At 76.8% G+C, this 23,705-nt stretch carries 26 protein-coding genes and 1 riboswitch; of the genes, 14 read left to right on the top strand and 12 right to left on the bottom strand.

Annotated elements, in window-relative coordinates:
* Positions 1-6 precede the first annotated feature (6 nt).
* The 4 genes from AB8M62_RS12815 to AB8M62_RS12800 all read right to left on the bottom strand — a co-directional run bounded on the left by AB8M62_RS12815 (position 7) and on the right by AB8M62_RS12800 (position 4,059).
* Complete coding sequence (locus AB8M62_RS12815) at positions 7-918, bottom strand: SigB/SigF/SigG family RNA polymerase sigma factor (RefSeq protein WP_369069802.1); 912 nt, start codon at positions 916-918, stop codon at positions 7-9.
* A 184-nt stretch (positions 919-1,102) separates the two neighbouring features.
* Positions 1,103-2,335: a glycosyltransferase gene (locus AB8M62_RS12810; protein ID WP_369069801.1), complete on the bottom strand. Its 1,233-nt coding sequence runs from the start codon at positions 2,333-2,335 to the stop codon at positions 1,103-1,105.
* Positions 2,336-2,351: 16 nt separating this feature from the next.
* Positions 2,352-2,771 (bottom strand): ANTAR domain-containing response regulator, encoded by a 420-nt coding sequence (locus tag AB8M62_RS12805; RefSeq protein ID WP_369069800.1) that lies wholly within the window; start codon positions 2,769-2,771, stop codon positions 2,352-2,354.
* 151 nt (positions 2,772-2,922) lie between these two features.
* On the bottom strand, positions 2,923-4,059 hold the full coding sequence (locus AB8M62_RS12800; RefSeq protein WP_369069799.1) for a CAP domain-containing protein: 1,137 nt from the start codon (positions 4,057-4,059) through the stop codon (positions 2,923-2,925).
* Positions 4,060-4,189: 130 nt separating this feature from the next.
* Here AB8M62_RS12800 and AB8M62_RS12795 point away from each other — a divergent pair, with 130 nt between their 5' ends.
* The gene (locus AB8M62_RS12795) at positions 4,190-4,666 is read left to right on the top strand and encodes a DUF4383 domain-containing protein (RefSeq protein WP_369069798.1); all 477 of its coding nucleotides are present in this window, start codon (positions 4,190-4,192) and stop codon (positions 4,664-4,666) included.
* A 67-nt stretch (positions 4,667-4,733) separates the two neighbouring features.
* Here AB8M62_RS12795 and AB8M62_RS12790 read toward each other — a convergent pair whose 3' ends face one another.
* Positions 4,734-6,641: a glycoside hydrolase family 2 protein gene (locus AB8M62_RS12790; protein ID WP_369069797.1), complete on the bottom strand. Its 1,908-nt coding sequence runs from the start codon at positions 6,639-6,641 to the stop codon at positions 4,734-4,736.
* Positions 6,642-6,854: 213 nt separating this feature from the next.
* On the opposite strand from AB8M62_RS12790, the gene AB8M62_RS12785 reads away from it, so the two are divergent.
* Genes AB8M62_RS12785 through AB8M62_RS12775 form a run of 3 tightly spaced genes read left to right on the top strand, consistent with a single transcriptional unit; the run spans position 6,855 to position 10,129 of the window.
* Positions 6,855-8,222 (top strand): extracellular solute-binding protein, encoded by a 1,368-nt coding sequence (locus AB8M62_RS12785; RefSeq protein ID WP_369056176.1) that lies wholly within the window; start codon positions 6,855-6,857, stop codon positions 8,220-8,222.
* Positions 8,223-8,265: 43 nt separating this feature from the next.
* On the top strand, positions 8,266-9,210 hold the full coding sequence (locus AB8M62_RS12780; protein ID WP_369069796.1) for a carbohydrate ABC transporter permease: 945 nt from the start codon (positions 8,266-8,268) through the stop codon (positions 9,208-9,210).
* A gap of 1 nt (position 9,211) precedes the next feature.
* The gene (locus AB8M62_RS12775; protein ID WP_369056178.1) at positions 9,212-10,129 is read left to right on the top strand and encodes a carbohydrate ABC transporter permease; all 918 of its coding nucleotides are present in this window, start codon (positions 9,212-9,214) and stop codon (positions 10,127-10,129) included.
* Positions 10,130-10,166: 37 nt separating this feature from the next.
* Here AB8M62_RS12775 and AB8M62_RS12770 read toward each other — a convergent pair whose 3' ends face one another.
* The 3 genes from AB8M62_RS12770 to AB8M62_RS12760 form a co-directional block, all read right to left on the bottom strand.
* Positions 10,167-10,502, bottom strand: coding sequence for a hypothetical protein (locus AB8M62_RS12770; RefSeq protein ID WP_369069795.1), 336 nt, complete (start codon positions 10,500-10,502; stop codon positions 10,167-10,169).
* A 70-nt stretch (positions 10,503-10,572) separates the two neighbouring features.
* Positions 10,573-11,058, bottom strand: a complete 486-nt coding sequence (locus AB8M62_RS12765) for a DnaJ family domain-containing protein (RefSeq protein ID WP_369069794.1) — start codon at positions 11,056-11,058, stop codon at positions 10,573-10,575.
* A gap of 15 nt (positions 11,059-11,073) precedes the next feature.
* Positions 11,074-13,110: an alpha-amylase family glycosyl hydrolase gene (locus tag AB8M62_RS12760; protein ID WP_369069792.1), complete on the bottom strand. Its 2,037-nt coding sequence runs from the start codon at positions 13,108-13,110 to the stop codon at positions 11,074-11,076.
* 55 nt (positions 13,111-13,165) lie between these two features.
* A riboswitch (SAM riboswitch) is annotated at positions 13,166-13,277 on the top strand.
* Positions 13,278-13,306: 29 nt separating this feature from the next.
* On the opposite strand from AB8M62_RS12760, the gene AB8M62_RS12755 reads away from it, so the two are divergent.
* Positions 13,307-13,771, top strand: coding sequence for a riboflavin kinase (locus tag AB8M62_RS12755; protein WP_369069791.1), 465 nt, complete (start codon positions 13,307-13,309; stop codon positions 13,769-13,771).
* A gap of 26 nt (positions 13,772-13,797) precedes the next feature.
* Here AB8M62_RS12755 and AB8M62_RS12750 read toward each other — a convergent pair whose 3' ends face one another.
* Both AB8M62_RS12750 and AB8M62_RS12745 read right to left on the bottom strand, forming a co-directional pair.
* Positions 13,798-14,439, bottom strand: a complete 642-nt coding sequence (locus AB8M62_RS12750) for a YitT family protein (RefSeq protein ID WP_369069790.1) — start codon at positions 14,437-14,439, stop codon at positions 13,798-13,800.
* A gap of 128 nt (positions 14,440-14,567) precedes the next feature.
* Complete coding sequence (locus AB8M62_RS12745; protein WP_369069789.1) at positions 14,568-15,287, bottom strand: VIT1/CCC1 transporter family protein; 720 nt, start codon at positions 15,285-15,287, stop codon at positions 14,568-14,570.
* Between the two features lie 162 nt (positions 15,288-15,449).
* Here AB8M62_RS12745 and AB8M62_RS12740 point away from each other — a divergent pair, with 162 nt between their 5' ends.
* The 6 genes from AB8M62_RS12740 (at position 15,450) to cynS (ending at position 18,836) form a co-directional block, all read left to right on the top strand.
* Entirely contained in the window at positions 15,450-15,938 is a 489-nt protein-coding gene (locus AB8M62_RS12740) for a CrcB family protein (protein ID WP_369069788.1), read from the top strand.
* Positions 15,939-15,946: 8 nt separating this feature from the next.
* Positions 15,947-16,318, top strand: a complete 372-nt coding sequence (locus AB8M62_RS12735; protein WP_369069832.1) for a fluoride efflux transporter FluC — start codon at positions 15,947-15,949, stop codon at positions 16,316-16,318.
* 85 nt (positions 16,319-16,403) lie between these two features.
* Positions 16,404-16,925, top strand: a complete 522-nt coding sequence (locus AB8M62_RS12730; RefSeq protein WP_369069787.1) for a hypothetical protein — start codon at positions 16,404-16,406, stop codon at positions 16,923-16,925.
* A gap of 130 nt (positions 16,926-17,055) precedes the next feature.
* Complete coding sequence (locus tag AB8M62_RS12725; RefSeq protein ID WP_369069786.1) at positions 17,056-17,421, top strand: STAS domain-containing protein; 366 nt, start codon at positions 17,056-17,058, stop codon at positions 17,419-17,421.
* 108 nt (positions 17,422-17,529) lie between these two features.
* On the top strand, positions 17,530-18,387 hold the full coding sequence (locus AB8M62_RS12720) for a formate/nitrite transporter family protein (protein ID WP_369056188.1): 858 nt from the start codon (positions 17,530-17,532) through the stop codon (positions 18,385-18,387).
* Positions 18,384-18,836, top strand: a complete 453-nt coding sequence (gene cynS, locus AB8M62_RS12715) for a cyanase (RefSeq protein ID WP_369056189.1) — start codon at positions 18,384-18,386, stop codon at positions 18,834-18,836. Before AB8M62_RS12720 ends, cynS begins: the two co-directional genes overlap by 4 nt.
* Before the next feature lie 37 nt (positions 18,837-18,873).
* Here cynS and AB8M62_RS12710 read toward each other — a convergent pair whose 3' ends face one another.
* Together AB8M62_RS12710 and AB8M62_RS12705 are read right to left on the bottom strand one after the other, a co-directional pair.
* Positions 18,874-19,044 carry a DUF1059 domain-containing protein gene (locus AB8M62_RS12710; protein ID WP_369056190.1) on the bottom strand — a complete coding sequence of 57 codons (171 nt, stop codon included), beginning with the start codon at positions 19,042-19,044 and terminating at the stop codon, positions 18,874-18,876.
* Between the two features lie 95 nt (positions 19,045-19,139).
* On the bottom strand, positions 19,140-20,240 hold the full coding sequence (locus tag AB8M62_RS12705) for an EAL domain-containing protein (protein WP_369069785.1): 1,101 nt from the start codon (positions 20,238-20,240) through the stop codon (positions 19,140-19,142).
* 115 nt (positions 20,241-20,355) lie between these two features.
* Between AB8M62_RS12705 and AB8M62_RS12700 the strand changes: the two genes are divergently transcribed.
* From AB8M62_RS12700 to AB8M62_RS12690, 3 genes are all read left to right on the top strand, one after another.
* Complete coding sequence (locus tag AB8M62_RS12700) at positions 20,356-22,044, top strand: ABC1 kinase family protein (RefSeq protein ID WP_369056192.1); 1,689 nt, start codon at positions 20,356-20,358, stop codon at positions 22,042-22,044.
* A gap of 104 nt (positions 22,045-22,148) precedes the next feature.
* Positions 22,149-22,379, top strand: coding sequence for a hypothetical protein (locus AB8M62_RS12695; RefSeq protein ID WP_369056193.1), 231 nt, complete (start codon positions 22,149-22,151; stop codon positions 22,377-22,379).
* 1 nt (position 22,380) lies between these two features.
* Positions 22,381-23,661, top strand: a complete 1,281-nt coding sequence (locus AB8M62_RS12690) for a cupin domain-containing protein (protein WP_369069784.1) — start codon at positions 22,381-22,383, stop codon at positions 23,659-23,661.
* Positions 23,662-23,705 lie beyond the last annotated feature (44 nt).

The raw sequence follows: 23,705 nt of genomic DNA, 5'->3' as shown, positions 1-23,705 counted from the left end.
CGCCCCTCAGCTGGCCCGGGGCAGGGCGCCGTGCTCGGTGCCCCGCCCGCGGGCCGGCCGGACGGCCGCGTCGTCGCCGGTGGCGGCGGTGCCGTCGTCGGCCGTCAGCGAGTCGCGCAGCGAGGCCAGCGCGGCGGACAGCAGCCGCGAGACCTGCATCTGCGTGATGCCGAGCTCGGCGGCGATCTGCGACTGGGTGGCGTCGCGGTAGAAGCGCAGCGCGAGGATCCGCTGGTCGCGCGGGCGCAGGCGCGCCAGCAGCGGGGCCAGCGAGGCGCTGTCGACGACGGCCGCGATGTCGTCGCTCTCGTCGACGAGCTGGTCGCCCAGCGTGGGGTCGCCGTCGCTGTCGCCGAGCGGCACGTCGATGGAGACGCAGGAGTACGCGGCGGAGGCGGCGCGGGCGGCGCGCACGTCGGCGACGCTGGCGCCCACGCGCTCGGCGAGCTCCTCCTCGCCGGGGGCGGCGTCGAGCTCCTGCTCCAGCTCCCGCTCGGCGGACAGCAGCCGGGCGCGCAGCTCCTGCAGGCGCCGGGGCGGGCGCACGTCCCACCCGTGGTCGCGGAAGTGCCGGCGCAGCTCGCCGGTGATCGTGGGCACCGCGTAGGCGGAGAACGAGGGGCCGGCACCGGGCCGGAAGCCGCGGGCCGCCTTGACCAGGCCGAGGCAGGCGACCTGCACGAGGTCGTCGACGGGCTCGCCGCGGTCGCGGTAGCGGCCGGCCAGGGAGCGGGCCAGGGGCAGGTGCTCGACGACCAGGTCCTCGCGCCCGTCCAGCCCGTCCAGCTCCCCGGGCCCGTCCACCTCGTCGGCGGGCACGGCGGTGGGCACGGCGGCGGGCGGGTCGGCGGGCGGGGTGGGCAGGACGGTCGGCAGCTGGACGACGTCCTCGACGGCACGGACGGTGGTGCTGCTCATGCATCGCTCCACGGCGGGTACGGGAAGGGGTCCGGGCGATTCCCTGCACCCGTGGTGCGGCCAGTCGAGCACCACCCGCAGGAGGCGGCAACCGCAGACCGGCGGGGTCCCCGGGCCCGCGCGGGGGCGACCCGGGGCGCGCCCGCGGGCCGTGCCCCGCCCCGTCCCGCCCCGGGCGGACGCGTCAGTTGGACCAGGTGCCGGCCGGCGGCGCGGCGCGCGTCGCGGCCGCGGGGTCGCGGTGGGCGCCGCCGGACCACCCGACGCCGACCGCCGGCCCCCCGCCCGCGGGCGGCCCGGCGGGCCCGGCGGGCTCGGCGGGCGGCGCGACCGACCGCGCGGCGGCGGCCACCTGCGCGGCGACGTCCTCGGCGCGGAAGCGGCTCTCCAGCCGGTCCAGCCCGCCGACGCCCAGCGCCTCGCACCGGAACGGGTCGCGCGCCAGGGCCAGCAGCTCCCCGGCCGCCGCGTCGGCGAGGGCGGCGTCCGCGACGGGCGGGTGGACCCCGGCCGCCAGGGCGTCCCCGCCGCTCTCGCCGGCCACGAGCACGCCCGTGACGGCGTCGACGACCACGTCGTCGGCGCCGGGGCGGTCCAGGGCCAGCACGGGGCGCGAGCGGCTCATCGCCAGCAGCGGCACGAGGGTCACGTCCTGCCCGCCGGGGTCGACGACGACGTGGGCGGCGTCCAGGACCGCGGCCAGCTGGGCGGGGCTGGCCTCCGGCAGCAGCCGCAGGCGCTCGCGCACCCCGAGGCGGACGGCCGCCGCGTGCAGCGCGGCGGCGGCGTCGTCCTGGCGGGTGCCGACCACGTCGGCGCGGGCGCCGGGCTCGTCGGCCAGCAGGCGCAGCAGGGCCCGCCGCAGCGCGGCGCCGCGCGGGGGCCCGCCGACCACGGCCACGACCGGCCCCGGGCGCTCGGGCGCGGCCGACGCCGGCACGGCGCGCACCCGGTGGGCGAGCAGGGCCTGCACGGGCAGGGGGACGGGGTGGACGCGGGCACCGGCCGCGGCGAGCCGGTGCGCCTCGGCGCCGGTGCGGGCCGCGACGAGGTCGGCCGCGCGCAGCAGGGCGGTCAGCTCCGCGTGCCGGGAGCCGGTGGCGGCGCTCAGGCCGAGGGTCCCGACCAGCAGGACGGGCGGTCCGCCGGCGGAGCGGGCGGCCAGGGCGGCGGCCGCCCCGGCGGCGTCGAGCCCGACGACGGCCGCGACCGGGGCGCCGCCCGCCCTGCCCTCCTGGCCGGTGCCCGCGTGGGCGGCGACGGCGCGCAGCACCTCGCCGGCGTGGTCGGCGCCCTCGCGGGGCGTGGGGCCGCCGCCGAGACCCAGCGGGCGGGCGGGGGCGCCGGCCGCGGTGAGACCGTCCGCGAGGGCCGCCGCGAGGTGCCGGTGCGCGCTGTGCGCGACGAGCAGGTCCACGGTCGCCTCCGGCGCCTCAGCGGGGCGGGTCCTGGCCCGCGCGCGGCGCGGTCCAGTAGTGGCGGGTCAGCTCGCGCGGCGTCGCGCTGCGCCCGGGGGGCGCGGCGGCGCGCCGCGGCGGCTGCTCGCCCTCGCGCAGGTCGGCGAGCAGGGCGGAGGCCAGGTCGAACAGCTTGACGTTGTGCTGCTGGGACACCTGCGACAGCTGCCGGAAGGCCGTCTCCTCGTCGCAGCGCGTCATCGCCATCACGGCGCCCTTGGCCATGTCGATGACCGGCCGGCGCGTCAGCGCGGTGCGCAGCTGCTCCAGCTCGGCCCGCAGCGCGGCCGGGTCGTCCTGCGGGCCGGGCGCGCCGTCAGCACCGTCAGCACCGGCGGCGCCGTCCTGGTACGGGAGGGAACCGGGCGTTCCCGTGGGGTGGGTCCCGCCGTGCATGGGTGGTGCTGACCTCCGCTGCGTCCGTCCGGTGCCGCCCTGGCTCCCGGGGGGTGTCCGTGCGGCGAGGTCTGGGCCGTCGGTGCTGCCGGGATTCTAGCCACGGCTCCCGCGGCGCCGTCACCTGCGACGACGCCCCGTGCCGGGCGGGTCAGCGCAACGTCACCGTGGTGGCGCGGGTGGCGGCGTCCCAGGTGACGCTGCCGCCCGTGAAGTCCTGGCGGGCGCCGCCGGGGACGGGCCGCTCGGCGCCGGTGGGCCAGCCGAGCCGGCCGCGCTCCCAGCCCTGCCGGGCCCAGGCCCCGCGCACGTCGCCGCGCACCGGCTGCGCGCCCGTGCGGGGCGTCCAGTACAGCGAGCCGCCGGCGAAGTGCTGCCCGGCGCCCCCGGGCAGGGCGAACTCACCGGTGACGGGGTAGCCGAGCCAGCCGCCCTCCCAGCCCAGCGCCGCCCACCGGTCGCGGACCGCGCCGCGCACGGGGTGGGTGCCCGTGGCCGGGCTCCAGTAGAGGGAGCCGCCCGCGAAGGCCTGCCCGTACCCGCCGGCGCGCAGGGGACCGAACTCGGGGGCCAGCGGCAGCCCGAGGACCCCGGTGTGGGTGCCGAGGCGGTCGTAGCCGCCGAGCAGCGCCCCCTTGACGACGACACCGGCCCAGGTGCGCGAGCCGTCGGCGTTCGCGGCGCCGAGCGCCGGGACGCGGCGGCCGGCGGTGACGTCGGCGACCCACCAGGTGCGCCAGACGTCGCGGCCGCCCTCGCGGGAGCGGGTGTGGACGAGGCCGACGCCCACGTCGGTGAAGCCGCGGTCGAGCAGGACGGCCCGGTGCGGCGGGGACTGCATCCAGGTGCGCACGGCCATCGCCCCGTCCAGCTGCCCGCGCACGTCCGGCGCGCCCGTCCCGGCGCTGGCGACGACCTCCCCCCACCGGCTCGCCCCGCGCACCTCCTCGGCCAGGCGAGGGTTGTGCGCCAGCTCCCCGCGCCGCCCGACGACGTCGGCCCAGCGCTGGGCGACGACGCTCAGGGCCGGGTCCAGGCGCAGCGGCGGCGCGCCGGCGCGGGCGCGCTCGGCGTTGACGCCGTCGAGGACCTGCCGCTCCTGCACGGGCACCGGCACGGCCGGGGCCAGCAGCTCCGCGGCCGGCGCCGCCGCGGCGGTCGCCGCGGGAGCGACGGGCAGCGCGGTCAGCGCGGCGGGGGCGCCGGCGGCCACGACCAGCAGCGCGGCCAGGCGCGCGAGCGCTGCGAGCGGGCGGGGGCGCCGGGGGGAGCGGGCGGGGGCGGTCACCCCCCGGTCGTCGTCGCGCGGCACCGGTGTCCTCAGCCGCCGGCCGGGCGGCCCCCGGACGGCGGGCGCGGTGACGCTGGGTGGCGGGCCAGGGCGAGCAGGCGCCGGGCGCTCCTGCCACCATGAGCGCATGAGCACTGCCCAGCCGATGAGCACCCCCGCCCTCGAGAGCTCGCAGTCGAGGAAGCTCGGGCCCGTCCAGCGCAACACCCTGGTCACCGGTGGGCTGCTGGGCCTGCTGGGTCTGCTGGGCTTCCTGCCCTTCCTCCTCACCGACTACGACCAGTACGGCTTCTTCCGCAGCGGCGCGCAGCTGTTCGGGATCTTCACCGTGTCGGTGGTCAGCTCGTTCCTGCTGCTGCTGTTCGGCGGGACGATGATCGCCTTCGTCGACTCGGTGAAGCACTCGCACAAGAACACGATCTTCCACGGGTGGATCCTGGTCGGCATGGGCGTGGCCGGGACCGGCATGGTCAACACGGCGGCCTCGTTCCCGACCGTGTCGAACTGGGCCAGCAACCTGCTGTACCTGGCGCTGGGCCTGCTCCTGCTCGCCACCGGCACCCGGGCGCGGGTCCGCCAGGTGCGCGAGCACGGGATCTTCTGACCCCGGCCCCCACCACCGGCGCGCGCGCCGGTCCGCACCCGCGGGCCGGCGCGCGCGTGCGTGCGGCTCAGCCGGCGGGCTCGTCCGGCTCCCCGGGCCAGGCGGTCTCCACGGCGGCCGGGCGCTGCTGCGCCGCCCGCACGCGCTCGACGTCGAGCTTGGTGGAGCGGTCGAAGGAGTAGACGCCGTTCTGCTCCTGGAAGACGTCGGTCAGCTGCGTGTAGCAGTAGCCGAACACCAGCGGGTCGTCCAGGAGGGCGGCGGTCAGCCCGGCGAAGCGGGTGTGGAACTCCTCCTCGCTGCGCGGGGCCTGCCCGTACCCCCAGGAGCTGTCCGCGCCGCGGTCGACCGAGCTGTCGCTGGCCTCGGTGTCCGGGCGCCACCAGATGCCCCCGAACTCGCTGCAGAACCACGGCTGCCCGCCGTAGGGCAGCGACCACACCTGCCCGTCCGGGCCGGTGTTGGTGTGCGGGCGGCCCTGCGCCAGGCCGCCGACCTCGGCGCGGAAGGCGGCGGGGTCCTGCGTGTAGTCGTGGGAGTCCCACACGTCGCTCTCGGCGACCCGGTGGGCGTACCCGGAGGCGTCGAGCACCGGCCGGGAGGTGTCGGCGGCCTTGGCCGCCAGGAACATCGCGCGGGTCACGTCGTCGAGGACGGTGATCCGGTCGGTGATCGGCTGGTGGGTCTCGTTGAGCCCGCACCAGCCCACGAGGCTGGGGTGGGAGGCGTCGCGCTCCAGCGCCTCCAGCCACTGGGTGACGAAGCTGGCGGTGGGGCGCTGGTACTCCCAGGCGGTGGCGGTGCCGTCCTCGCGGGCGCCCCAGTCGCCGAACTCGCCCCAGACGAGGTAGCCGAGCCGGTCGGCGTGGTGCAGGAAGCGCTCCTCGAAGACCTTCTGGTGCAGCCGGGCACCGTTGAAGCCGGCGGCCCGCGCCAGCTCGATGTCGCGCACGAGCGCGGCGTCGTCGGGGGCGGTCATCAGCCCGTCGGGGTACCAGCCCTGGTCCAGCACGAGGCGCTGGAAGACGGGCCGGCCGTTGAGCAGGACGGCCTTGCCGTCGATGCTCACCGACCGAAGCCCGGCGTGGCTGTCGAGGGCGTCGACGAGGTCGCCGGCGGCGTCGAGCAGCTCCACCCGCAGGCCGTACAGGTGCGGGTCGTCCGGCCCCCACCAGCGGACCCGGTCGTCCGGGACGGTCAGCACGAGGCGCGGCGAGAGGTCGAGGTCGGCGCGCACCCGGGCGCTGGCCACCTCGCCGCCGGCGTCGGTGAGGACGGCGCGCACGGTCCACCCGCGCCGGTCCCCCGCGGTGCCCGTGCCGCTGCGGCGCAGCGGCTGCTCCAGGTGGAAGCAGGAGCCGGCGAGGTCGGGCGTGACGCGGGTGCGGGCCAGCGACACGTCGGGCACGGGCTCCAGCCAGACGGTCTGCCAGATCCCGGTGGTGCGGGTGTAGACGCACTCGTGGTTGGCGTAGCGGGTGGACTGCTTGCCGCGCGCCTGCGGGCCGCGGTGGTCGTCGCGGGCGCGCACGACGACGGTCAGCTCCCCCGTGCGGTGGCCGAGGTCGGCGGTGAAGGGGGTGAACCCGCCGCGGTGGCGGACCACCTCCTCGCCGTCGACCCACACGGTGGCGTCGTGGTCGACGGCCCCGAAGTGCAGCAGGACGCGCCGGCCGGCCCACGCGGGCGGCACCTCGACGGTGCGCCGGTACCAGACGGCGGGCAGGAAGTCGGTGACGCCGACGCCGGACAGCTGCGACTCGGGCGCGAAGGGGACGGTGATCGTGCCGGTCAGGGGGCGGTGCAGCAGCCCGCGCTCGAGGCCGGAGTCGCCGGCGTCGACCTCGAACTGCCAGGGGCCGTTCAGGCACAGCCAGTCCTCGCGGCGGGACGTGGGGCGGGGGTGCTCGGGGCGCGGGACCGCGGGGGCGCCGGGCTGGTCGGGCGGGGTCGACGTCGTCGTCGGTGGGTTCACGGGACCTCCTCGCCGACCGATCATGCCGTCCGGGTGACGGCCGGACAACAGTTGCGGGCAAGTTCTTTTCAGCGTTGCAAAGCGCGTGCTAGCTTCCTGGCACCGCACGGGCCGGCGGCAACGTCGTCACCGGTCACCGCGCGGTTCTCCACGCACCGACGGGGGTGCGGGGGGACGCAGTCCCCTCCGCCACGGAGGAAGGGAACGGAACGCGTGAACAGCACCACAGGACTCCCCCGCCGCGGGCTCTCGCGACGCTCGCTGCTGCGCGGCGGGCTCGCGACCGCCGGCGGCCTCGGGCTGACGGCCGGGCTGTCGGGGTGCGCGGGCACCCCGCTCGCCGCCGGCCTGGTCGGCTCCGAGCTGTCACCGGGGACGGTGACCTTCTGGAACCTCTTCGGCGGCGGCGACGGAGCGCGCCTGCAGCTCATGCTCGAGGAGTACCGGCGCCAGCAGGGCAGCGCGGACTCCCTGCAGGCGGCGACGTTCGCCTGGGGCAACCCCTACTACACCAAGGTCTCGCTGGCGACCCTCGGCAACAAACCGCCGGACGTGGCGGTGGCGCACCTGACGCGCGCCAGCAACCTGGCGGCCGCCGGCCTGCTGGAACCGATCACCGACGACGTGCTCGCCCTGGCGGGCCTGTCGCCCGCGGACTTCAACCAGCGGGCCTGGGAGGCGTCGCAGTACGAGGGGCAGTCGTACGCGATCCCCATGGACACCCACCCGTGGGTGCTGTTCTACAACGTCGACGTCTGCGAGGAGGCCGGCCTGCTGGGCCCCGACGGCCTGCTGGCGCCCATCGAGGGCGTCGAGGGCTGGGAGGAGGCGCTGCGCGCCGCCCAGGCGGTCACCGGCGAGTTCGGCGCGGCCACCGCCAACGTCGGCGACACCTCCAACAGCTGGCGCTTCTTCCACACCCTGTACCGCCAGCGCGACGGGCACACGCCGTTCCTGTCCGAGGAGGGGCAGGCGATCACCTTCGACGACGCCCTCGTCGAGGACACGCTGGCGACCATGCAGAGCTGGACCGCGGACGGGCTGATGCCCCGCAACGTGGACACCCCGGCCGCGCAGACGCTCATGTTCACCGGCCGGTCGGCGTTCTTCCTCAACGGCGAGTGGGAGATCACCACGGCGCAGGGCATCGAGGGGCTGAACTTCGGCATGGCCCCGTTCCCGCAGCTGTACGACACCCCCGCCGGCCACGCCGACTCGCACGCGTTCGTCCTGCCGCGGATGGACCGCAGCCCCGAGCAGCTGGAGCGGGCGATGGGCTTCGTGCAGTCGATGCTCGGCCAGAGCCTGGCCTGGGCGGAGGGCGGGCACATCCCCACCTACCTGCCGACGTTCGAGAGCGCCGAGTACCAGGCGCTGGAACCGCAGTCGAACTACGCCGAGGTCGCCGACTACGCGGTCTACGACGACCCGGCCTGGTACTCCGGTTCCGGGTCGAACTTCGAGACCGTGACGGGCTCGGAGATCGGCCTCGTGCAGCAGGGGCTCACCAGCCCGCAGGCGGCCGTGGCGAGCGTGCGCTCACAGCTGCAGAACTACGCGAACACGGCGAACCCGCTGTGAGCGCGCCCGACACCCGTCCCGCCCGTCCCCGGGAGGAGCTCCGATGAGCGCGCAGACCGTCCAGACCCGGCCCGCCGCCGACCGCGCGTCCGCCGCCGACCGCGGCGGCGGCGAGCAGCGGCCGCAGCGCTCGGCGTGGCTGTTCATCGCGCCGTTCGCGGCCGTCTACCTGCTCTTCCTCATCGGCCCCGCGGCGTACATGCTGATCGCCAGCTTCACCGACACCAGCCTGGTGCAGGGCGGGCTGGGCGCCTGGGCGGGGCTGGCGAACTACCAGGAGATGCTCACCTCGAGCCTCTTCTGGTCCGCGATGTGGCACACGCTGCAGTTCACCCTCTACACCGTCCCGCCGCTGGTCGTCCTGTCGTTCGTCTTCGCGGTCCTGGCCAACCGGATGCAGCGCGGCCACGTGTTCTGGCGGATGGCGTTCTTCGTGCCGTTCATCCTGCCCTCGGCGTCGATCTCGCTCATCTGGGTGTTCATCTACACCGGCGACACCGGCCTGCTGGCGCAGGTGCAGCAGTGGTTCGGCATCACGGCCCCCACCCCCGTGCTCGCCGACCCGGCCACCGCCATGATCGGCATCGCGGTGGCGACGATCTGGTGGACCATCGGGTTCAACTTCATCCTCTACCTGGCGGGCCTGCAGGACATCCCCCGCGAGCTGTACGAGGCGGCGGCCATCGACGGCGCCACCCCGTGGCAGCAGATCCGGCACCTGACGATCCCGCTGCTGCGGCGCACCACGACCCTGGTGGTCCTGCTGCAGATCATCGCCAGCCTGAAGATCTTCGACCAGGTGTACCTCATGACCGACGGCGGGCCCGGCACCAGCACCCAGACCGCCCTGCTGCTCATCACCCGCACCGGGTTCACCGACTACCGGATCGGCGCCGCGGCAGCGGCCTCGGCGCTGCTGTTCGTCGTCATCGTCGCGATCGCGGTCGTGCGCCAGCTCGTCGACCGCGCGCAGCAGAAGGAGGCCTGAGATGGCGACCCCCACCACCTCGACCGGCGCCGGCACCACGACCCGGGCGCGCGGCGTCTCGGCCGCCGCCCCGCCGCAGCGCGTCCGCGCCACCGGCAGCAGCCGCACCTTCAACACCGCCTGCGTGGTCGTGCTCTCCGTCTTCGCCGTGCTGTGGCTGATCCCGAGCCTGTGGGCGATCAAGACGTCGTTCACCGACAACGCCGTCTCGTCGCTGGGCGCCCAGGCGATCCTGCGCGACACGAACCCGACGCTGGCCTCCTACGCCACCCTGCTGGGCGGCGGGGACCTGTGGAACTGGTACCTGGCCAGCTTCATCACGGCCACCGGCGCGGCCTTCCTCGTCGTGCTGTTCGCCTCGATGGCGGCGTTCGCGCTGTCGCGGATGCGGTTCCGCGGCCGGCAGCTGGTCTTCGTGCTGGTGCTCGCCGGCATCATGATCCCCGCCGACGTGCTCATCGTGCCGATCTTCCAGATGCTCAACGCCGTCGGGCTGCTCAACACCTACTGGGCGGTCATCTTCCCGCAGACGGCCAGCGTCATCGCGCTGTTCGTCTTCAAGCAGTTCTTCGACGGCCTGCCCAAGGAGCTGGAGGAGTCCGCGCGCCTGGACGGCGCGTCCAGCTGGCGGATCTACCGCTCGATCATCATGCCGCTGTCCAAGCCGGTCATCTCGGCCATGGCGATCGTCACGTTCGTGTGGACGTGGAACAACCTGATCCTGCCGCTGTTCGTGCTGTCCAACCCCGAGCTGATGACGATCCCCGTCGGCCTGGCGACGGTCCAGGGCTCGTTCGGCCAGCGCTTCTCCGACATCCAGGCGTCCACGATCCTGGGCGCCCTGCCGCTGGTGGTGCTGTTCCTGCTCTTCCAGCGCCGCATCGTCGAGGGCGTGGCGGGCACCGGCCTGAAGGGCTGAGCCCGGCCGCCCGCGGGGCGGCGGTCCGGTCCCGGTGTCAGCCGGGCGCCGGGCCACCGCCCCGTCCCGCGTCCGGGCCCGCGCCGGGACCCGCGTCCGGGCCCGCGTCCTGCCCCGGGGCCCGCGGGGGCAGGTCGCCGGCCGCCCGGGCCGCCTCCAGGGCGGCGCGGGTGCTGCTCGTGCCGTACGCCGCGCGGGCGCGGCGCAGCCGGTGCGCCACCTCCACCACGTCCAGGCCCAGCGCGCGGCCCGCGAGCACCCCGGGCAGCCCGTCGCCGACGAGCTCCAGGACCCGCAGGTCGGTGCCGTCCAGCCCGCGGTCGGCGGGGTCGCGCGCCCCGCCGGGTCCGGGCGAGCTCGGGTCGTCGTCCACGCCCACCACCTCCTGCCCGGGTCGAGAGCCCGCGGACCAGGACCTCACGCTCGTCGAGGTGTGACCTGCGTCACTTCCGGCGCCGGCGCCACCAGCGCCGCCGCCGCTGCGCCGCCACCGGCGGAGCCTGCCGCACCGGCGCGGCGGGCGCGGGCCGGGCGGCCCGCCAGCGCGCCACGAGGTCCTCGACGTCGACCAGCGGCACCACCACCAGCGGGCCGTCGGCGGGGCGGCGGTACAGCTCGCGCACCCGCGCGTTGAAGTCCTCGCCCACCGCGCGGGCCTCCGGCTCCGAGCGCAGCGCGGCCACCCCCGCCTCGTCGAGGAGCTGCTCGCGCTCGCGGCGCAGCGCCAGCGCGGGCGGCAGCACGGCCGACAGGTCGAAGCCCTCGCGGCGCACCTTCTCCGCCGCCCACCCCTCGACGGTGAACTCCCGGTCCAGCCCGCGCAGCGGCCGCCCGGCGCCCGGCAGGTCGTCGAAGGCACCGCGCGCCTGCGCCTCGCGGACCTGCCGCTCGACGCGGTCGTCGAAGGGCCGCCGGACCGGTTCGCGCACCCGCCCATCCTCACCTCACGGCGCGGGCGGGCGCACCTCCTCCACGGGCCGGTGCAGCCACACCGCCCGCCACGGCGCCAGCCACAGCTGACCGTCCCCGCCCCAGGGCGCCGGCTCCCCGCTCAGCGCGTCCACCGCGCCGGCCAGGCCCAGCTCCTCGACGCGGTGCCCGGGGAAGGGGCGCCAGGAACCGGTGACGTTGAACAGGCACAGCAGCTCCCCCAGCGGGTGCCGGCGCACGAACGCCAGCACCCCGGGGTCGGACGGCTCCAGCACGTCCGCCGCGACGCTGGCGTGCAGGTGCGGCAGGCCAGCGCGCGTGCGCGCCAGGTGCCGCAGCCCGGCCAGCGCCCGCCCCGGCACCGACGCGGGGTCCCGGGCGGCGGCCAGGTCCCGCTCGTCCAGCCGCGGCCGGTGCGCCCACCGGTTGTCGGCGGCGTGCGCCGGGTCGGCGGCCCAGTCCGGGTCGCCGGGCGCGGCGACCTCGTCCCCGGACCAGACGACGGGGATGCCGCCCCAGGCGAAGACGACGGCGTGGGCCAGCAGGTGCCGGGCCAGCGCGGCGTCCACCTCGGCCTCCAGCCCGGCGCGCGCCCGCGGGTCCCCCGTCCCGGCGGCCAGCGCCTCGCGCGCCGCGGTCAGCCCGACGAGGTCCGCGCACGTGCCGCTGATGCGCCGGTCCCCCGTCGCCGGGTTCTCCTGGAACACCAGGCCCCGCGCGGTGGAGCCCTCGAAGGCGCCGGAGTACCAGTCGGACAGGAACGAGCGGTGGGCGTGCCCGTCGAGGCCGACGGCCGCGGCGTCGGCGTCGGAGACGGCCCAGCCGATGTCGTCGTGGCAGCGCGCGTAGGTGATCCACGCGGTCGTCGTCGGCACGGTGGGCAGCGCCCGCAGCGCCTGCGCGGCCAGCCGCACGTCCTGCGCCGCCAGCGACGACCACACCTGCACCATGAGGGTGTTGTGGTACGCCAGGTCGCTGACGCGGCCGTGGTGGCGGCCCCGGCCGAGGTAGTGCACCAGGTCGTCGGGCGCGACGATCGCCTCCGCCTTCAGCAGCACCGCGGGGCAGGCGATCCGGGTCAGCGCGCGCAGCACCTGCACCACCGAGTGCACCTCGGGCTGGTTCTGGCAGTTCGTGCCCATCCGCTTCCACAGGAACGCCACCGCGTCCAGGCGCAGCACCTCCACCCCGAGCTCGGCCAGGAACAGCACGACCTCCGCGAACTCGGCGAGGACCTCGGGGTTCGACCAGTCCAGGTCCCACTGGAAGGAGTTGAACGTCGTCCACACCCAGCCGCCGAGCTCCTCGTCGAAGGTGAAGTTCCCGGGGGCGAAGTCGGGGAACACCTCCGGCAGGGTGCGCTCGTAGGCGTCGGGCAGCTCCCGGTCGGCGAACACGTGGAAGTAGCGGCGGTAGCGCTCGTCGCCGGCGCGGGCCGCGCGGGCCCACGCGTGCTCGCGGGCGACGTGGTTGAGCACGAGGTCCAGCACGAGGCTGGTGCCGCGCGCGCGCAGGGCGCTCGCCAGCGCGCGCAGGTCCTCCACGTCGCCGAGGTCCTCGCGCACGGCGCGGTAGTCGGCCACGGCGTAGCCGCCGTCGCTGTCGCCCTCGCGCGGGCGCAGCAGCGGCATGAGGTGCAGGTAGGTGACGCCGAGCTCGCCGAGGTGGTCCAGCCGGCCGGCGACGCCGGCCAGGGTGCCCGCGAACCGCTCGGTGTAGGCGGCGTAGCCGACGGCGCGCGGGGACTGGAACCAGTCGGGGCGCAGGGTGCGGGCCTGGTCCAGGCGGTGCAGGTCGTCGGGCCGGCGGGCGCACGCCCCGGCGGCCAGGCGCAGCAGCCGGGCCGCCAGGTCGTCGGCGACGTCGGGGGCGTGCAGGCCGGCCAGGCCGCTGCGCAGGTCCTCCCACCAGCGCTCCACCCGCAGCGCGAACACCTCGCGGCGCGCGGGCGGCAGGGCGCCCAGCAGCCCTTCCACCAGCCCGGCGGGCACCTGCCACGCCGCGCCGCCCGCACCACCACCCGCGCCGCCGGTCGTCGTCGTCCCGGTCATCGGTCCCCCCGCGCTGCTGTTGACACGTCCAGGACCCCTTCCTACCGTGACCGCAGGTCAAGAGCGGCAGCGTGAAGCCCTGGCTGGCTGCCCGGCAACCCTCCACCGCGGTGGGGTGCTCCAGGTGACGACCCGGCCGGGCGGTGGGCGCCCGGCAAGCGCGGCTCCGCGGAGCCCGGCCCGGAAGCAGGTCCTCGTGCCCGAACGCCCCAGCGCCCTGACCACCCGCGTGCCCGCGCAGCACCGCCTGCGCGACGCGCCGGCCCTGCTGCACGTGGAGGGCGTGGTCGAGCACGGCGACGAGCGCGGGCGGCTGCTGGGCTTCCCGACGGCGAACGTCGCGGTGCCCGAGCACGGGCTGCGCGACGGCGTGTGGGCCGGCACGGTGCAGGTGGACCCGGCCGCCGGCGGGCCGGTGCACGTGGCCGCCGTGTCGGTGGGCCACCGCCCCACGTACTACGGCAAGGACGGGCAGCGGCTGCTGGAGGCGCACCTGCTCGACTTCGACGGCGACCTGTACGAGCGCACCGTGCTGGTGCGCCTGCACGAGCGGCTGCGCCCTCAGCGCCGCTACGCCGGCTCCAGCGAGCTCGTGGAGCAGCTGCGCCTGGACGTGGCCGCGACCCGCGCGTGGGCGCTGCGGGCGGGCCTGCCCGGCTGAGGGCGCTCCCGCGGGCACCGGCCGGGTCAGCTCCCGGTGTAGCGGCCGGGGCGGTGGTTCATCGCCAGCACGAGGTTGAGCACGACCGCGCCCGCGGCCGACAGCGCGGCCACCGCCGGGCCGACGACCGCGACGGACGCGGTGACCACGGCGACGTCGAGCACCATCTGCACGTAGCCGGCCCGCCAGCCGAGCCGTTCCTGCAGCACCAGCGCCAGGACGCCGAACCCGCCGAGGCTGGCGCGGTGGCGGAACAGCACGAGCAGGCCGGTGCCGGCCACGAGGTTGCCGGCGAGCACCGCGTAGACGGGGTCGATCCGCAGGTCCGGCAGGCAGGCCGCCTGCAGGGGGCTGAGCAGGGACACCGCCGCCACCGCGAGCGCCGAGCGCAGCGTGAACGCCCAGCCCTTGACCCGCACGGCCAGCACGACGAACGGCAGGTTCACCAGCGGGAACAGGACCCCGAAGGGCAGCCCGGCCGCGTAGCCGAGGAGCAGGGCGAGCCCCGCGGTGCCGCCGGTGACGGCCGAGGCCGCGTGCAGCAGGTGCAGGCCCAGGGAGGCCAGGAACGTCCCGACGAGCAGGCCGGCCACGTCCTCGGCGCGCGAGTGGGGCAGCGGCGCTGCCGCGGCGGGTGGCCGGGTCGCGGCCGGTCCGGTCGTCGTCACCCGCGCAGCGTCGCGACGCCGGACGCCGGTGCGCAAGCGGGACTGCTCCGGACGGGCAGATCGTTCACCGGCGGACCCGTGCAGCGGCAGATTGCGCAGTAGAGCGGTGCCGGTCGGGGCCGGCGGCCTCAGAGAGCCGTGCCGAGCAGCGAGCCGATCCCGTAGGTGACGAGCATGGCGACGGCTCCCCCGCCGGTGACGCGCAGCACGGCCCGGCGCGGGTCGGCGCCACCGAGGCGGGCGCTGACGACACCGGTGGCGGCGAGCGCGAGCAGGACCGCGGCGAAGCAGGCCGACGCCCGCACCGCGTCGGGGGGCAGCAGCACGGCCAGCAGGGGCAGCGCCGCGCCGAGGGTGAAGGCCAGCACCGACGCCCACGCGGCCTGCCAGGGGCGCACGACCTCGTCCGGGTCCAGGCCGAGCTCCGCCTCGGCGTGCGCGCCCAGGGCGTCGTGGGCGGTCAGCTCGCGGGCCACCCGCCGCGCCAGCGCCGGGGAGAGCCCCTTGGCCGTGTAGATCGCGGTCAGCTCGTCGAGCTCCTCGTCCGGCATCTCCGCCAGCTCGCGCCGCTCGCGCGCCAGCAGCGCGGACTGCGTGTCGCGCTGGGTGCTGACGGACACGTACTCGCCCACCCCCATCGACAGGGCACCGGCCACGAGCCCGGCCAGGCCGGTGGTGAGCAGGACCCCGCGGTCGTCGGTGGCGGCCACGACGCCGAGGACGAGCGCGGCCACGGAGACGATGCCGTCGTTGGCGCCGAGGACGCCGGCGCGCAGCCAGCTGAGGCGGCCGCTGACGGAGCCGAGGTGCTCGGCGGGTTCGCGGTCGTGGGGGGCGAGGTCCGTCACGGCCGCCACGCTACCCGCCCGGACACCCCCTGCTCTCCGCTTCCGTTTGCAGCGCAACGGGATCGCGGTCCGGACAAGCCAGCCTGCCCTCACCGGCGGCCGGCTCGTACAGTGGCGCGCGCCGCCTGTCCCGGCCCCGCGCCACCGCGATCGGAGCGACCCGTGCCCGCTCGAGCACCCCACCTGTCCCCGCGCCTGCTGGCCGTCGTGCTGGCGGGCGGGTTCTGCGGGACGGCGCTGCGCGGCGCGGCGGAGAGCCTGTGGCCGCCCGCGGCGCTCGGGTGGCCGTGGGCGACCTTCGGCGTGAACCTGCTGGGCGCCTTCGGCCTGGGCGCGCTGCTGGAGGGCCTGGCGCGGCGTGGTCCCGACGAGGGGCGGCGCCGGCTGCTGCGGCTGGGCCTGGGCACCGGTCTGCTGGGGTCCCTCACGACGTACAGCTCGCTGGCGAACGAGGCGGACCTGCTCGTGCGGGACGGGGCGCTCGCGGCGGGCGCGGCCTACGCCGTGACCAGCGTGGTCCTCGGCCTGCTGGCGGCCGGGCTGGGGGTGGTCGCGGCCGCCCGCCACCACCGGTGGCGGACCGCGCGGCGCGCGGCGGCGTCGGTGGCCCCGGTGGACCCGGTGGACCCGGACGCGGACGGCCCGCGGTGAGCGCCCTGCTGGTGCCGCTGGCGGTGTGCCTGGCCGGGGCGCTGGGGGCGGTGGCCCGCTTCGTCGTGGACGGGGAGGTGCGGCGCCGGTGGCCCACGACGTTCCCGTGGCCGACCGTGGGGATCAACGTCTCCGGCTCGCTGCTGCTGGGCCTGGTCACGGGTCTGGTGCTGGCCGGCGTCGGGTCGCAGGACCTGCGCGCCGTCGTGGGCCTGGGCTTCTGCGGCGGGTACACGACGTTCAGCACGGCCGTGCTGGAGAGCGTCCGCCTGGCGCAGCGGGGCGCCTGGTGGGCGGCCGCGGGCAACGCGGCCGGGACGCTGGTGGCGACGAGCGCCGCCGCCGCCGCGGGCCTGGCGGCCGGGCTGGCCCTGGGGTGAGGCGCCGTGGCGGCGCCCGAGGTCCGTGAGAGTCCTCTCACCGTCCTCTCGCGCGCCTCTCACGCCGCGCTGGTCGACTGTCCGCATGGCTGACCGGACCACCGCCCGCACCCGCACCCGCGCCGCGGGGCTGCTCGCCCTGCCCGCCGCCGCGCTGCTCCTGCTGCCCGCTTGCGGCGGGGACGACGCCGCCGCGCCGGCCGGCGACGCCGTGACCCTGAGCCCCGGCGAGCAGGGGGCGGACACCGCGAGCCCGGGGACCTCGCCGGACGCCTCCCCCAGCACCTCCCCCAGCACCTCGCCGGAAGCCGCCCCCGCGGCGCCCGCCGGGCCCCGGCCCGCGAGCGGCACGTGCACCGACGTCCCGGTGCCCGGGGACGGCCGCTACGTCGTGGCCGACGCCGGCTCGGCGGTCGTGCCGTTCACCGACGGGCGCCTGTCGCTGGCCGACGTCCAGGCGGCCGAGGGCTGGACCACCGAGGTCGACGTGGACGACGACGACGAGGTGGAGGTCGAGTGGCGCCGCGGGCAGGAGCGGCTGGACCTGGAGGTCGAGCTCGACGACGGCCGGGTCACCGCCCAGCTGTGCGCCGACGACGACGACTGACCACGGCCGCCCCGCCGGCCGGCCCCGGCCGGCGGGTGTGACGGGGACCACACCGTTCCGGCCGTGACACCCGGCGGAGGGGAGACTCCACCTGTCGAGGACGACCACGTCCACGGACGGGAGGTGCACGGTGACGGGTGAGCGCGCGCAGGAGCGGGCGACGTCCGGGTCGGTGCGCACCGCGGTCGACGCCGCGATGGCCCGCGTCGTCCTCGCCGGCGAGGTGGACGCGGCGCTGGGCGAGGAGCTGGAGCGCGCCGTCGCGGACGTGGGTGCCTCCGGGCTGCCCGTGGTGGTCGACACCCGCGGCGTGACGTTCATGGACTCCACCGGCGTGGGGTTCCTGGCGCGGCTCGCGGTGCGGGTGCGCCCGCACCGCGTGCAGGTGCTCGACCCGCCGCCCGTCGTCCGCTTCCTGCTGCAGACCACGCGCGTGGCGACGCTGGTCGACCTGGTCCCCGGCGAGGGGCCCCTGCCGCACCCGCCGGCGGCCTGAGGGCGGGCCCCGCCTCACAGGGCCGCCGCCGCGCTGTGCGGGGACGGTGACCGACCCGACACGACGGGCTGACCGGGCGGTAACAGGCGCGCGGCAGGGTCGGTGCCCATGTCCTACGTGAGCCCGCCGGACTTCGTCACGAAGATGATCGACGCGGGGCAGTCCAAGGTCCTCATGTCCACCCGCGACACGCTCGTGCGCGCCTACATGGCTGGCGCGATCCTCGCGCTGGCGGCGGCGTTCGCCGTCACCGTCACGGTGCAGACGGGGAACGCGCTCGTGGGAGCGCTGCTGTTCCCCGTCGGCTTCTCGATCCTCTACCTGCTCGGGTTCGACCTGCTGACCGGCGTCTTCACGCTGGTCCCGCTCGCCCTCATCGACAAGCGGCCCGGCGTGACGTGGCGCTCGATGCTGCGCAACTGGGGCCTGGTGTTCACCGGCAACCTCGCGGGCGCGCTGACGGTCGCGCTGATGATGTCGGTCGTCGTCACCTACGGGTTCGCCGTCGACCCGAACGAGGTGGGCCAGCGCCTCGGGGAGATCGGCGAGGACCGCACCCTGGGGTACGCGCAGTACGGCGCCGCCGGGATGCTCACGCTGTTCGTGCGCGGCGTGCTGTGCAACTGGATGGTCTCCACCGGCGTGGTGGGCGCGATGCTGTCGACGAACGTGTCCGGCAAGGTCATCGCGATGTGGATGCCCATCATCGTGTTCTTCTACATGGGCTTCGAGCACTCCGTGGTGAACATGTTCCTGTTCCCCACCGGCCTGCTGCTGGGCGGCTCGTACTCGCTGCTGGACTACCTGGTGTGGAACGAGGTGCCCACGGTGGTCGGCAACCTCGTCGGCGGCCTGACGTTCGTGGGGCTGGCGCTCTACACGACGCACGCGCGCACCGGGCGCCCGCGCGCGGTGCTCCCCCGCCAGGCCGACGTGCGCGAGCGCGGCGCGGAGGTGGCCCGGTGAGCGAGCGGCTGACGACGAAGCAGGAGGCCGCGGAGGCCGTGCGCGCGGCGCTGCGCCGCACCGGGTTGCGCTGGGCCGACGTGGCCGGGCACCTGGGCACCCCGCCCGTGTGGACGACGGCCGCGCTGCTGGGCCAGCACCCCGTGCCGGCCGGGCACGCGCGCCGCGCCGGGGAGCTGCTCGGCCTCGGCGAGGACGTCGTGGAGGCGCTGCAGCTGCAGCCGTACCGCGGCGCCGACCCGGCCGCCGCGTCCGACCCGACGGTGTACCGGTTCCACGAGGCGCTGTCGGTCTACGGGCCGGCGCTGAAGGAGCTGATCCACGAGGAGTTCGGCGACGGCATCATGAGCGCGATCAACTTCCGCGTCGACGTCTCCCGGCGGGCCGACCCGGACGGCGACCGCGTGGTCGTGACCTTCGACGGCAAGTTCCTCGACTACCGCTGGTAGGACCCGCCGGGTCCGCGGGGGTCCGCGGAACGGCCCTTCAGGCGTCGACCATGGCGGCCAGGACGCGGCCGACCAGCTCGGCCGGGACGTCCGGCAGGCCGTGGTCGGCGCGGGCGTGGCCGGCGACCTGGGTGAGGACGTCGGCCTCGGTGCCGTGGAAGGCGCGCGTGCACCCGGGGACGACGTCGCCGCAGCGGAACTTCTTCACGGGGTTCTCCTCACCGTCGAGCGACCCGCGGGACCGCGGGTGCAGCACCGACGTCGTCGCCGCGGGCCCGCGCCTTGAGCCGCGCGGGCCCGCTGTCACCCGGCCAGCCGCGCCAGCGCGGTCAGCAGGCCGTCCACGCGGACCACGCCGAGGTAGCGGCCGGTGCCGTCGGTGCACACCAGCGGGGTGAAGCGGTCGGCGGCGGGCCGGGCGGCGGCGCGCCGCGCGGCGTCGGCGACGGGCGTGGAGGGCGCCAGCACCGTGGGGCGCGCCCACCCGCCGCCCTGCCGGCGCACCGACACGGGCCGGTCGCGGGCGTCGAGGAGGACCTCCGCGAGCGCCTCGTCGCGCCCGGCGGGGGCCGGGCCCAGGAGGCTGGCGACGTTCTCGGCCAGGCCGACGCGCGCGGCGGTGCCGCGCACGAACTCCACCGTCGGCTCGGGCAGCGCGGGCAGCATCCGCGCCGCGGGCCGGGCCAGCGCCCACCCCTGCCCCAGCGGCACGCCCAGGGCGATGCAGGCGGCCAGCTCGGCCTCGGTCTCCACGCCCTCGGCCAGCAGCCAGGCGTCCATCCGGCCGGTGAGGTCGCCGAGGACCTCCACGAGGGCCCGCTTGACGGGGTCGGCGTCCAGGCCGGTGACCAGCTCGCGGTCCAGCTTCACGACGTCCGGGCGCAGCTGCAGCAGCAGGCCGAGGCTGGCGTAGCCGGTGCCCGCGTCGTCCACGGCCACGAGCCCGCCGCGGCGGCGCACCTCGTCCAGGACGCGGTTCAGCGCCGCGGCGCCGCCCTCGGCGCTGGTGTGCTCGGTCAGCTCCACGACGACGCGGCTGAGGTCGTCGTGGTCCGTCAGGGCCCCGGCGACCTCGGGGTGCACCAGCAGGTGCGGGTCGACGTTGACGGTCAGGAAGGTCTCCGGCGGCAGGTCGCCGCGGGCGGCGACGGCGCGGCGCACCACGTCGGCCTGCAGCGGCGCGCCCAGCCCGCAGCGGTCGGCGGCGGCGAACCACGCGTCCGGCGGGGCGTCGGGGAAGGGGACCGGCTCCCCGCCGCCCGGCGCGCCGAAGCGGGACAGCAGCTCGTACCCGGCGACCTCCCCGGAGGTCAGCTCCACCAGCGGCTGGGCGTGCAGGGCGAGCAGGCGGGGGTCGTCGAGGACGGCGTGCAGGGCCGCGGCCCAGGTGGCGTCGTCGGGCACGCCGTGGCATCGGCCGCCCGTCGCGCGGCCTGTAGCCCCGGGCCGTCCCGCGCCCGCCCGCTCCTGCTGAGAGGCTGTCCCCGCGGCACGAGCGGGAGCGGACGGGAGGGCGCCGGTGCGACGCCAGGAGCGGTACCTGCAGATCGCGCGCACCCTGTCGCGCCACGGGCTGGACCACCTCGTGGACGTGCTGGACCTGCAGCGGTGGCTGCCCGCGGGGCTGACGGGCGGGCTGGCGGCCGTGGCACCCGTGTCGGTGCTGCGCGAGCGGCACGTGCCGCCGCGCACCGGCCCGGAGCGGCTGCGCGCGGTCATGGAGGACCTGGGCGCCACCTTCGTCAAGCTCGGGCAGATCGTCTCCACCCGCCCGGACCTGCTGCCGCCGGACTACCAGCGCGAGCTGACCCGGCTGCAGAGCGAGGTGTCCCCGGTGCCGTGGGAGGCGGTGCGCGCGACGGTGGAGAGCGAGCTGGGCGCGCCGCTGGAGGAGCTGTTCGAGCACGTCGACCCGAAGCCCCTGGCCAGCGCCTCGATCGGGCAGGCGCACGCGGCGACGCTGCCGGACGGCACGGCCGTCGTCGTCAAGGTCCGCCGCCCGGGCGTGGTGGAGCAGGTGCAGGGCGACCTGGAGGTGCTGCGGGACCTGGCCGCGCGCGCGTCGCGGCGCTGGAGCATCGCCGCCGACTACGACGTGGTGGGGCTGGCGCAGGACTTCGCCGACACGCTGCGCGCCGAGCTGGACTACCTGCAGGAGGGCCGCAACGCGGACCGCTTCGCCCACGACTTCGCGGGCGATCCCGAGGTGCACGTGCCGAAGGTCCACTGGGACCGCACGACCTCGCGGGTCATCACGCTGGAGCGCCTGCGCGGCGTGCGGGTCAGCGACGGGGACGCGCTGGACGCGGCGGGCATCGACCGCCCGGCGCTGGCGGCGCGCGCCACGCGGATCGTCGCGGACATGGTGTTCGTGCACGGCTTCTTCCACGCCGACCCGCACCCGGGGAACCTGCTGATCGGCCCGGGCGGGGAGATCGGGCTGCTGGACCACGGCATGGTCGGCGAGGTCGACGAGCGCACCCGGCTGCGGCTGGCCGCGCTGGTGGCCGCGTTCGTGCGCCACGACGCCGACCGGGTGGCCTCGGCGGTCACGGACATCGCCCTCTCGCGCGGGCGGGTGGACCGGCGGCGGCTGGCCGACGACGCGGCGCGGCTGCTGGCCCGCTACCAGGGGCTGCCGCTGTCGGAGATCAGCATCGGCGCGTACGTGCGCGACGTGCTGGCGATCCTGCGCGCGCACCGGATGACGCTGCCGCGCAACCTGGCGCTGGTCGTGCGCATGGTGGTGATGCTGGAGGGGATGGGCGCGGAGCTGGACCCGCGCTTCCACCTGGGCGAGGTCCTGGCCCCGTACGTGCGGCGGCTGATGGCGCACCAGCTGGGACCGACGGCGCTGGCGCGCCGGCTGGGCCGGGTGGGCCTGGAGGCCGCCGAGCTGGGCGCGGAGCTGCCCGGTCAGCTGCTGCGCATCCTCGACGACGTCGAGCGCGACGGGCTGTCGGTGTCGCTGCGCACCGACGAGCTGGAGTCGTACGTGCGCCGGGTGGAGCGCATCGGCAACCGCGTCGTCGTGGGCGTGGTGACGGCCGCGGTCATCGAGGGGCTGGCCGAGCTGGCGGCGGTGGACCCGCCGCGCTGGCAGCCGCACCAGACGAAGATCGTCGGGGCGGGGGTGGCGGCCGCGGCCGCGCTGACGGGGTACCTGGGCTGGACGGCCCGCGGGCGCCGGCCCTCCTCGCGCTGGTGAGGCGCGGGCCCGCGCCCCGGGGTGGCGGGGCACCGGTGCGCGCGACAGCATGGCGCCGCACGACGATCGACACCACCTCGAACGCACCACGAACCGGAGGCGCAATGTCCCTCAGCGACGACGACATCACCACGAGCACCCAGGGGACCGGCCCCGGCGGTGACGCCGACGCCGGCGACAGCGACTCGACGCAGGTCGACCCCTCGGGCTCGGACCCCTCGGGCGTGGACCCCGCCGGCGGCGAGGGCGGTGACGCCGACGCCGGCGACTCCGACAGCACCCAGGTCGACCCCGCGGGTTCGGACCCGGCCGGCACGGACCCGGCCAACGGCTGAGGTGACCACCGAGCTGACCGCCCCGGTCCCCGCCACCGCGGGGGCCGGGGCGTCCCCGCTGGCGCGCTGCTTCGCCACGACCCCGGAGCGGTTCGCGGCCGAGCACTGGAACGCCCGCCCGCTGCTGGTGCGCGCCGCCGACCGCGCGGGCGCCGACGCCGCACCGGGCTTCGACGACCTGCTCTCGCCCGCGGACGTGGACGAGCTGCTGGGCCCGCGCGGGCTGCGCGTGCCGTTCTTCTCGATGGTGCGCGACGGGGTGTCCCTGCCGCGCAGCGCGTACACGCGCGCCGCGAACGCCGGCAACCAGCGCCTGGCCGACCTGCCCGACCCGGACGGGATCGCCGCCGCGCACGCCGAGGGCGCCACGATCGTGCTCAACGCCCTGCACCGGGTCCACCCGCCGCTGGCCGCGTTCTGCCGCGACCTGGCCGTGGAGCTGGGCCACCAGACGCAGGTCAACGTGTACGTGACGCCGCCGGGTGCGCAGGGCTTCAAGCCGCACCACGACACCCACGACGTGCTGGTGCTGCAGGTCGACGGCCGCAAGCACTGGACGATCCACCCGCCGGTGGTCGAGCTGCCGCTGCGCAGCCAGCCCTCCAAGGACCTGGGGCCCGACCCGGTCGGCGGGCGCGCGCCTGTGGTGGACACGGTGCTGGAACCGGGCGACGCCCTCTACCTGCCGCGCGGGTGGCTGCACTCGGCGCAGACCACCGACGAGCGCTCCATCCACCTGACGGTGGGGCTGCTGTCGACGACGTGGGCGGACGTGCTGGGGGACCTGCTGACGGGCGCCGGGCACGAGGACGTGGCGCTGCGGCACGCGCTGCCGCTGCCCGGGCAGGGCGACGGCACGGAGGTCGCCGCGTTCCGCCGCGCCGCCCTGGCGTGGCTGGAGTCCGTGGACGACGCGGCCGTGGAGCGCGTGGTGGCCGCCCGCCGGGCGCGGGCGGTGCCCGTGGAGCCGGTGGGGGCGCTGGCGCAGGACCGCGCCGCCCGCACCCTGGGCCCCGGCGACGGGGTGCGCCCCCGGGTCGGGCTGCGCTGGACGCTCGGTCCGGACGGCCCGGAGCGGGTGGCGCTGGCCCTGGGCCCCCGGCGGATCTCCCTGCCGGCGTGGACGGAGCCGGCGCTGCGCGAGGCGCTGGCGCGCCCCACGTCGCCGCGGGCGCTGGCCGCGGCCGGGGTCGGGATCGACGCCGACGACGCGCAGGTGCTGCTGCGCCGGCTGCTGCGCGAGCGCGTGCTGCTGCCGGCCGGGCCGGGAGCCGCGTCCTGACCGTCACCGGCACGGGGCGCCACGGCTGCGCGCCGGAGGACCTG

Source organism: Kineococcus terrestris, from assembly GCF_041020755.1.
In the GTDB taxonomy this organism is placed as follows: Bacteria; Actinomycetota; Actinomycetes; order Actinomycetales; family Kineococcaceae; genus Kineococcus; species Kineococcus terrestris.
This window is presented reverse-complemented; position numbering and strand designations above follow the sequence as displayed.

Bases quoted from the DNA above. Each gene is read 5' to 3' on its own strand.
- AB8M62_RS12775 (WP_369056178.1), top strand. From the start codon at position 9,212: ATGGCGACCCCCACCACCTCGACCGGCGCCGGCACCACGACCCGGGCG.
- AB8M62_RS12720 (WP_369056188.1), top strand. From the start codon at position 17,530: ATGTCCTACGTGAGCCCGCCGGACTTCGTCACGAAGATGATCGACGCG.
- AB8M62_RS12760 (WP_369069792.1), bottom strand. From the start codon at position 13,110: ATGACCGGGACGACGACGACCGGCGGCGCGGGTGGTGGTGCGGGCGGC.
- AB8M62_RS12815 (WP_369069802.1), bottom strand. From the start codon at position 918: ATGAGCAGCACCACCGTCCGTGCCGTCGAGGACGTCGTCCAGCTGCCG.
- AB8M62_RS12795 (WP_369069798.1), top strand. From the start codon at position 4,190: ATGAGCACTGCCCAGCCGATGAGCACCCCCGCCCTCGAGAGCTCGCAG.
- AB8M62_RS12730 (WP_369069787.1), top strand. From the start codon at position 16,404: ATGGCTGACCGGACCACCGCCCGCACCCGCACCCGCGCCGCGGGGCTG.
- AB8M62_RS12780 (WP_369069796.1), top strand. From the start codon at position 8,266: ATGAGCGCGCAGACCGTCCAGACCCGGCCCGCCGCCGACCGCGCGTCC.
- AB8M62_RS12695 (WP_369056193.1), top strand. From the start codon at position 22,149: ATGTCCCTCAGCGACGACGACATCACCACGAGCACCCAGGGGACCGGC.
- AB8M62_RS12805 (WP_369069800.1), bottom strand. From the start codon at position 2,771: ATGCACGGCGGGACCCACCCCACGGGAACGCCCGGTTCCCTCCCGTAC.